Genomic DNA, 8,700 nt, shown 5'->3' on the forward strand with positions numbered 1-8,700 from the left:
CAAGCATTTCGGGCGGCGGCGATCCTGTCGCCGTCCAGGCGGATCCGCCCGGTGGGCCGGGCGCCGAGGACGTGCTGCTGGAAGTCGGCGTCGGCGGCGACGTCGGCCGCGAGGAAGTGGACGTGGTCCAGGCGGCGGACGCCCACGCCGTGGCCGGGTTCGTCCTCATAGCGCGGCAGTGCCGCGCCCCCGACACGACTGCATATGTCCACGTATGACTGCATACGGCCGCATGCGAGTGCCCACGAGTCCACACGGGTCCACGCGAGTGCGCGGCGGGGTGCGGCCGCCCCGCGGGCGGCGAAGGGTGCGGGTCAGTCGCCGGGCGGCGGCGCCGTCGTCCCCCGGACCTCCAGCGCGGGAGCGGCCAGGTGGACGCGGCCGGGTCCGCCGCGGCCGTCCAGGCGGTCCAGCAGGCAGCGGGCGGCCCGCCGCCCGACCTCCTGCGGGGCGGTGTCGACGGTGGTCAGCCACAGGTGGCGCAGCCGGGAGACGCCGGTGTTGTCGTAGCCGGCCACGGACACGTCGTGCGGGACGCGCAGGCCGAGCTCCTCGGCGGCGGACATCACGCCGACGGCGGCGATGTCGTTGACCGCGAGGACGGCGGTGGGCCGCTCGGGGCGGGCGAGCAGCCGTACGGCGGCGCGGTGGCCGCCCTCCTCGGTCAGGTCGCCGGGTTCGACCCGCGCGAGGTCCGCCAGGCCGTGGGCGCGCAGGGCCGCCTCGAAGCCGCGCCGGCGCAGCTCGCCGACGGCGCCGGTGCCGGCGACGTGCGCGATGCGGCGGTGGCCGAGGCCGACGAGGTGCTCGGTGGCCAGCCGGGCGCCGCGCTCGTCGTCGCCGCAGACCACGTCCACGCCGGGCAGCACCGGTTCGCGGGCGCCCGCGACGACGACCGGCAGGCGGGCGGCGACCGGGGCGAGCGCGGTCGGGTCGGGGAGGGTGCCGACGACCACCAGGCCGTCCGCGCCGAGGTCGAGGAAGGGGCCGGCCGGGTCCTGGCCGGTGCGGCGGCCGAGCCGGGCGTCGGCCAGGAGCATGTGCACACCGCTTGCGTGCAGCAGCGAGTTGAGGCCGTCGAGCAGGTCGACGAACCAGGGGTTGCGCAGGTCGTCGAGGACCACGCCGACCAGGGGGGTCCGCCCTGCTCGAGTGGATGCGAGGGCTCGGGGGAGGCTGCGCCGCTCGCTCAGGCTGCGGGCGGCCGCGTTGGGCCGGTAGCCCAGCTCCCGCATCGCCCGCAGCACGGCCTGCCGTTTCTCCGGCCGCACCCGGCCGGAGCCGCGCAGCACGAGCGAGACCAGCGACTTGGACACGCCGGCGCGTTCGGCGACGTCGCGGATGGTGGGCGGTTTCGCCGGGGACGCGGCCATGGTGTGGACCGTTCCACACGCTCGGCCGGGTTGTCAAAGGGTTGACATGCGTGGGCAGGGGCCCGGAGGGTGGCGTGGACGTGGACAGAGTGGGACCGGTCCAAAAGAGGGGCTGTCATGGTGCGTGCGCTGGGCGTCGCGGTCGTCGGGTTCGGATGGATGGGCCGGGTGCACACCCAGGTGTACGCCCGCCTCCCGCACCACTACCCGGACCTGCCGCTGCGTCCGCGGCTGGTGGCGGTCGCCGAGGAGGTGCCGGGCCGGGCCGAGGAGGCGGCCGCGCAGTTCGGGTTCGCCTCCACCACCCGCGACTGGCGCGAGGTGGCCGCCGATGCGCGGGTGCAGGCGGTCAGCATCACCGCCCCCAACTTCCTGCACCGCGAGATCGGCGTGGCGATGGCCCGGGCCGGCAAACACATCTGGATCGAGAAGCCGGTGGGGCTGGGCGTCGACGACGCCCGCGCCGTCGCGGACGCGGTCGCCGAGGCGGGCGTGCAGGGCGCGGTCGGCTTCAACTACCGCAACGCACCCGCCGTCGAGTACGCCCGCGACCTGATCGCCACGGGCGAGATCGGCACCGTCACGCACGTGCGCATCCGCCTCTTCAGCGACTACGCCGCCCATCCCGAGGGTGCGTTGACCTGGCGCTACGAGCGCGCACGCGGAGGCAGCGGGGTGCTGGGCGACCTCGCCTCGCACGGTGCCGACCTGGCCCGCTTCCTGCTCGGCGACATCGCCTCCCTCACCGCCGACACGGCCGTCTTCGTCCCCCAGCGGGCCCGCCCCACCGGCGCCACGGCCGGCCACGCCCGCGCATCCGGCGGCGAGCTCGGGCCGGTGGAGAACGAGGACTACGTCTCCTGCCTGCTGCGCTTCGCCTCCGGCGCCCGCGGCGTGCTGGAGGCCTGCCGGGTGTCGGTGGGCGAGCAGAACAACTACGGCTTCGAGGTGCACGGCACCAAGGGCGCGGTCTTCTGGGACTTCCGCCGCATGAACGAGCTGGGGGTCAGCCGCGGCACCGCCTACCAGGACCAGCCCGTCACCACCGTCTTCGCCGGTCCCGGCCACGGCGAGTTCGCCGCGTTCCAGCCGGGCGCGGCCAACGCCATGGGCTACGACGACCTGAAGGTGATCGAGGCCCACCGCTTCCTGCGCTCCGTCGCCGAGGGCAGGCCGTACGGCGCCACGCTGCCGGACGCGGTGCGCAGCGCCGCCGTGCTGGACGCGATGGCGCGCTCCGCGCGGAGCGGCGCGTGGGTCACCGTAGCGGTGCCGTAGGCAGGTGGGCAGGCATGTTGTAGGGCGTGACGACCTGGATCGCGGACGGCAGCGTGGGGCCGGCGGGCGGCAGGGCGCCGTGGGCGCGCATCACGAGGTGGCAGGCCTCCCGCACGTCCTGGCGCAGGTCGTGGTGGAGCACCGCGGACAGGCGGTGCTCGCGCAGCAGCCGCGTGTTGTCCTGGTCCAGGTCGTGCGCGACGAACACGGCGCACTCGCGGCCGAGGTCCTCGAAGGCCCGCAGGGTGGCGATGTTGCCGCCGCCGATCGAGTAGACCGCGCGGATGTCCGGGTCGCGCTCCAGGGCGGAGCGGACCAGGTCGTACTGGGTGGCGTCCAGGCCCTGCCCCTCGGCGATCTCCACCAGCGCGCGCTGCGGGTGGCGGGCCCGCATCAGGCTGCGGAAGCCCATCTCGCGCTCCTCCTCGTTGCGGAAGAAGCCGCTGCTGAGGCTGGTGAGGACGTTGCCGGGCCGGTCGCCGAGCCATTGGCCCATCAGGTAGGCGGCCGTGGCGCCCGCGGCGCGGTTGTCGATGCCGACGTAGGCCAGGCGGGCGCTGGCGGGCAGGTCGGTGACCAGGGTGATCACCGGGATGCCGGCGGCGTCCAGCCGGCCGACGGCCTCGGTGACCTCGGGGACGTCGGGCGCCTTGAGGATGACGCCCTGCGAACCGCGCCGGGCGATCCGGTCCAGGATTCCGACCAGTTCCGCCACCGGGCCGGTCTGCCGGAAGTGGAAGCGGGAGCGCAGCACCGCCGGGTGCAGGGCGGGCAGTTCCGCCTCCAGCGCCGTGCGCACCGCGGTGGTGAACCGCTCCGGCGCCTGCATCACGATGTCGACCATGAAGGTGCGGCCCACCAGCCGCACCTGGGTGCGCTGCCGGTCCAGGTCGGCGATGGCCCGGTACACCTCCTGCGCGGTGCTCTCCCGCACTCCGCCCCGCCCGTTGAGCACGCGGTCCACGGTGGCCTCGCTCAGACCGGCCTGACGTGCGATCTCACGAATCGGGAAAGGGTGGCCCACACCAGGCTCCTTGAGGGGTTTTTGATGGCTTCCTGCTGATTGTTCGAGGGGTTTGTACGGACAAGAATGACAGAGCCGTGCCGACCCGTTGCCCAAGGGGACGACGATGTCCATCCCTTCCGCCCACCGCCGCGCCTGGCTGTCCGCACAGGACTGCGACCTGGCCGCGTTCCGCGCGCTGGTCGAGCAGGCGACGGATCCCGCCGACCACCCGCACGCCCGCGCCGTGGAGCACAACGTGCCGGTCTACGACGCCCGCCGGCTCGAGGCCGGCCGCCCGCTCGAGGCCGAGCTGGTGCGGGCGCTCACCGACGGCCCGGGCATCGTCGTCTTCCGGGGCGCCTTCCCCGACCCGGCGGTCGTCGACCGGGCCACGGCCGTCTTCGACGCGCTGATCGCCGAGCAGCGCGCCGCGGGCGTGAGCGCCGGGGACCACTTCGCCCGGCCCGGCGCCAACGACCGGGTGTGGAACGCGCTGGAGAAGCTGGCGCTGCGCGACCCGGAGACGTTCGCCGCCTATTACGCCAACGACGTGCTCGCCCTGGTGTCGCGGGCCTGGCTCGGGCCCGGCTACCAGGTCACCTCCCAGGTCAACGTGGTCAACCCGGGCGGCGCGGCGCAGCGCCCGCACCGCGACTACCACCTCGGCTTCCTCTCCGAGAAGGACGCGGCCGCCTACCCGGCGCACGTGCACCGCCTCTCCCCCGTGCTCACCCTGCAGGGCGCCGTCGCCCACTGCGACATGCCGGTGGAGTCCGGGCCGACGATGTACCTGCCGTTCTCACAGACCTACGAGCCCGGGTACCTGGCCTGGCGGCGGCCGGAGTTCCGCGCCTACTTCGACGCGCACCACGTGCAATTGCCGCTCGCCAAGGGCGACGCGGTCTTCTTCAACCCGGCGCTCTTCCACGCCGCCGGCACCAACCGCTCGGCGGACGTCCGGCGCACGGCCAACCTGCTGCAGGTCTCCTCCGCCTTCGGGCGCGCGATGGAGACGGTGGACCGGGAGGCGGTGGTGAACGCCGTCTACCCGGTGCTGCTGCGGCGCAGGGCCGAGGGCGCCCCCGCCGCGTGGCTGGAGCACGTGATCGCCGCGAGCGCCGAGGGCTACCCCTTCCCCACCAACCTCGACCGCGACCCCCCGGTCGACGGCCTGGCCCCGCCCGCGCAGGCCGACCTGGTGCGGCGCGCGCTGGCCGAGGAGTGGCCGCCCGAGCGGCTGCGGGACGCGGTGCGCCGTGCCGCCGCGCGGCGCGCGAGCTGACCGCGACGGCCCGAGCGACCCGAACGACCCGAGCGACCCGAACGACCCGAGCGACCCGAACGACTCGAGCGACCTGAGCGACTCGAGCGACTTGAGCGACCCGAGTGAAAGGACAACCGGGGCATGGGACTTCTGGACGACAAGGTCGTCCTCGTCAACGGCGGCACACAGGGCGTGGGTGCCGCGATCGCGCGGGCGGCGGTGCGCGAGGGCGCCGCCGTCACCGTCAGCGGACGGCGGCCGGAGCCCGGCGAGGCGCTCGTCGCGGAGCTGACCGCCGCCGGCGGCGAGGCGGCGTTCGTCCGCGCCGACCTGGCCGACGCCCAGCAGGCCAAGGCGTGTGTCGCCGAAGTGGTGGCGGCGCACGGCCGGATCGACTGCCTGGTGAACTCGGCGGGGCTGACCTCGCGCGGCACGCTGCTGAACACCACGCCGGAGCTGTTCGACGCGCACATCGCGGTCAACCTCAAGGGGCCGTTCTTCGCCATGCAGGCCGCCGTCGCCGACATGGTGGCGCGGCAGGCGCCCGGCACGATCGTCAACATCATCACGTCCTCCGCGCACGGCGGCCAGCCGTACCTGGCGCCGTACGTCGCCGCCAAGGCGGGCCTGGCCGGGCTGACCCGCAACGCGGCGCACGCCCACCGCTGGGACCGCGTCCGCATCAACGGCCTCAACATCGGCTGGACCGCCACGGAGGGCGAGGACGCCACCCAGCGCGCCTTCCACGGCGCCGGGGACGACTGGCAGGAGCGGGCCGCCGCGCGGCTGCCGATGGGCCGGCTCGGCCGGCCGGACGAGATCGCCGACTTCGTGGTCCTGCTGCTGTCGGACCGCTCCGGCGTGGTCACCGGCTCGGTGATCGACTGGGACCAGAACGTCCTCGGCGGCCTCGACTGAGCCGCCGCCCCCGTACAACCCCGTACGACCCCCGTACGACCCCCGCACCCAAGGAGCACCACCTCATGCGCATCGGAATCCTCGGCCTGGGCCGGATCGGCGCCTTCCACGCCGAGACCCTCTCCGGGCTCGACGCGGTCGACTCGCTCGTCGTCTCCGACCCGTTCACGGACGCCGCCAAGGCGGCCGCCGAGCGGTTCGGGGCCGAGGTCGCCGACTCGCCGGAAGCCGTCCTGGCCGCCGGTGTGGACGGCGTCGTCGTGGCGGCCGCGACCGACGCCCACCCCGCCCTGATCCTGGCCTGCGCCGAGGCGGGCGTCCCCGTCTTCTGCGAGAAGCCCGTCGCCCGCACCATGCGGGAGGGCGTGCAGGTCCTCAAGGCCCTGCGCGGCACGGACGTGCCCGTGCAGATCGGCTACAACCGGCGCTTCGACGCCGGTTTCACCGCCGCCCGCGAGGCCGTGCGCGCCGGCGAGCTGGGGCCGCTGCACACCGTGCGGTCCACCACGCTGGACCCGGCGCCGCCGCCGGCCGCGTACATCGCCGCCTCCGGCGGCATCTTCCGCGACTGCTCCGTGCACGACTTCGACATCATCCGCTGGGTGACCGGCCGCGAGGTCGCCGAGGTGTACGCCGCCGGCGGCAACAAGGGCGCCGACTACATCCGGCGGGCCGGCGACGCCGACACCACCGGCGCCCTGCTCACCCTCGACGACGGCACCCTCGCCGTCGTCTCCAACAGCCGCCACAACGGCCGCGGTTACGACGTGCGCATGGAACTGCACGGCTTCCGGGACTCCATCGCCGTCGGCCTCGACGACAAGCTGCCGCTGCGTTCCGTGGAACCCGGGGCGACCTTCCCCGCGGGCACCCCGCACGACTTCTTCATGGACCGCTTCGCCGACGCCTACCGCGCCGAACTCACCGCGTTCACCGAGGTGGTGGCCGGTGCCCGGCCCTCCCCGTGCACCGTCGAGGACGCCCTGGAGGCGGGCTGGATCGCCGAGGCGTGCACCCTGTCGCTGAAGGAGCGCCGCCCGGTGACCCTCGACGAGGTCCGCACCGTCTGACACCGTCCGACACCGTCCGGCTCCGTCCGACACCGTCCGGCTCCGTCCGACACGGTCCGACGCGGCTCACCGCGGGGCGGGTCGCAGGACCCCGCCCCGCGACGGGCCGTGCGCTGCGGTGGGCCGTGCGCCTCGGTGGGCCCGGCCGGGCGGGTACGCCCGCTACGCGCCGCGCCAGATATTGGCGAACGCGGCGTCCTCGATGGCGCGGCGCCGGCGTACGGCGTCCAGTTCCGTCGTGGCGTCGACCACGGCGGCGAACACGGTCTGGGCCGCCTCGTCGAGCACCGGGACGTCCTCGGGCACGTCCTCCCGTACCCCGGCAGCCGCCGCAAGGGTGACGAGCACCGGTTCGTCGGCCTCCCAGCGGTGTACGGCCCGCCGCCGGGCCGAGGAGTCGGCCGGCACCGGCCGGGCGCGGCGGAAGGGGAGCCAGGAGCCGCGTGCCCGGGAGACGACCCCTTCCTCGCGGAGGGCGGTCACGTATTCCCGAGCCAGTCCGCGGCCCCGGCGCCACAGCCAGTCCTCGACCGACTCGTACGGCTCGTCCCTGAGGAGAAAGGCCGCGGCCCGCTCCAGCAGCGGGTCCTCGAGAGGAGGTGTCAGGCGCGGCACGATGCGGTCGCCGGCGAGCGCCACCGCCTCGGCGCGCAGGAGGTCGATCAGCTCGGCCCCGGCGAGCGCGAGCGACAGATCCCCCTGCGTCACGGTCCGGCTCGGTGTGACGTCCATCGCGACGATCACCAGGTCTCGTGCGGTGCTCATGAGTGCTCCCCTCGACGTCACAAGCGACGTTACGCCGATGCCGGCCGGACGGTGACCGGGAACCGCGGAGCGTGATCACGCCCACCGGCCGCCGCCCGGGGCCGCCGGTCCGTCCCGGCACCGCCGAAGGCCCCGGATCACGGTCGGGGAGATACGGCGGGCGGGTACAGTGACGGCCTCTCCACCAAGTCGACCTCCACCCGGACGCCGTCCCGCAGCGCCCGGACGCCCGCCTCGCACACCGCGGCCGCCGCGTAGCCGTCCCAGGTGCTCGGGCCGGTGGTCCCGCCGCGGCGGGCGGCGTCGACCCAGGCCTGGACCTCGCGGTCGTAGGCCTCGGCGAAGCGTTCGGTGCAGTCCTGGGCGACGGTGCCGCCCCAGCGGCCGGCCAGGTGGGTGAGCATGCCGTGGCAGTCGCCGATGCGGGCGGTGCCGCGTTCGCACACGATCTCCGCCTGCACCTGGTAGCCGAAGCCGCAGTGGACGAAGATCTCGGCGTCGGCGAGGACCCCGCCGTCGGTCTCCAGGAGGAGGAACTGCGGGTCCTGGACGCCGTCCGGCGCGTACGCGGACGCGGCCGGCCGCAACACCGTCACCGCGGTGATCTCCTGGCCGAGCAGCCAGCGGGTGGCGTCCGCCTCGTGCGCCGCGGAGTCGGTGACGAGCAGGGCGCTGGTCCAGCCGGGCGGGGCGGTGACGTTGCGGTGCCGGTGGTGCAGCAGCAGCGGCCGGCCGAGCCGTCCCGTCTCCAGCAACGCCTTGAGCCGGGCGTACTCCGGGTCGTAGCGCCGCATGAAACCGACCTGAACGCGGCGCCGGCCGAGCCGCTGCTCGGCCTCCATGACGCGCAGGGCGGACGCCGCGTCCGGGGTGAGGGGCTTCTCGCACAGCACCGGCAGGTCGTGCGCGAGCGCGGCGAGCAGCGCGTCCTCGTGGGCGGGGCCCGGGGAGGCGATCAGTACGGCGTCCACGTCGGGGGCGGCCAGTGCGGCGGCCGGGTCGGCGTACGCGGTGCAGCCGTCGACG

8 protein-coding genes are annotated in these 8,700 nt (G+C 74.8%); 4 read left to right on the forward strand and 4 right to left on the reverse strand.

Annotated features, from left to right (window positions below):
- Positions 1-314 precede the first annotated feature (314 nt).
- On the reverse strand, positions 315-1,373 hold the full coding sequence (locus IE225_RS25970; RefSeq protein ID WP_190060039.1) for a LacI family DNA-binding transcriptional regulator: 1,059 nt from the start codon (positions 1,371-1,373) through the stop codon (positions 315-317).
- Between the two features lie 117 nt (positions 1,374-1,490).
- On the opposite strand from IE225_RS25970, the gene IE225_RS25975 reads away from it, so the two are divergent.
- Positions 1,491-2,651, forward strand: a complete 1,161-nt coding sequence (locus tag IE225_RS25975) for a Gfo/Idh/MocA family protein (protein WP_190060040.1) — start codon at positions 1,491-1,493, stop codon at positions 2,649-2,651.
- Here IE225_RS25975 and IE225_RS25980 read toward each other — a convergent pair.
- Positions 2,632-3,675 carry a LacI family DNA-binding transcriptional regulator gene (locus IE225_RS25980; RefSeq protein WP_190060041.1) on the reverse strand — a complete coding sequence of 348 codons (1,044 nt, stop codon included), beginning with the start codon at positions 3,673-3,675 and terminating at the stop codon, positions 2,632-2,634. The two genes, IE225_RS25975 and IE225_RS25980, sit on opposite strands and share 20 nt — an antisense overlap.
- 106 nt (positions 3,676-3,781) lie before the next feature.
- Between IE225_RS25980 and IE225_RS25985 the strand changes: the two genes are divergently transcribed.
- The 3 genes from IE225_RS25985 to IE225_RS25995 all read left to right on the forward strand — a co-directional run bounded on the left by IE225_RS25985 (position 3,782) and on the right by IE225_RS25995 (position 6,909).
- Positions 3,782-4,939, forward strand: a complete 1,158-nt coding sequence (locus IE225_RS25985; RefSeq protein ID WP_190060042.1) for a phytanoyl-CoA dioxygenase family protein — start codon at positions 3,782-3,784, stop codon at positions 4,937-4,939.
- A gap of 123 nt (positions 4,940-5,062) precedes the next feature.
- Positions 5,063-5,839, forward strand: coding sequence for an SDR family oxidoreductase (locus IE225_RS25990; RefSeq protein WP_190060043.1), 777 nt, complete (start codon positions 5,063-5,065; stop codon positions 5,837-5,839).
- Positions 5,840-5,904: 65 nt separating this feature from the next.
- Entirely contained in the window at positions 5,905-6,909 is a 1,005-nt protein-coding gene (locus IE225_RS25995; protein WP_190060044.1) for a Gfo/Idh/MocA family protein, read from the forward strand.
- Positions 6,910-7,071: 162 nt separating this feature from the next.
- On the opposite strand, the gene IE225_RS26000 is transcribed toward IE225_RS25995, so the two are convergent.
- Complete coding sequence (locus IE225_RS26000) at positions 7,072-7,674, reverse strand: GOLPH3/VPS74 family protein (RefSeq protein WP_190060045.1); 603 nt, start codon at positions 7,672-7,674, stop codon at positions 7,072-7,074.
- Between the two features lie 137 nt (positions 7,675-7,811).
- Positions 7,812-8,700: Gfo/Idh/MocA family protein (locus IE225_RS26005; RefSeq protein ID WP_229880041.1), on the reverse strand; the 889-nt coding region annotated here is incomplete at its 5' end.

This window comes from Streptomyces echinoruber (assembly GCF_014651135.1).
GTDB lineage: Bacteria > Actinomycetota > Actinomycetes > Streptomycetales > Streptomycetaceae > Streptomyces > Streptomyces echinoruber.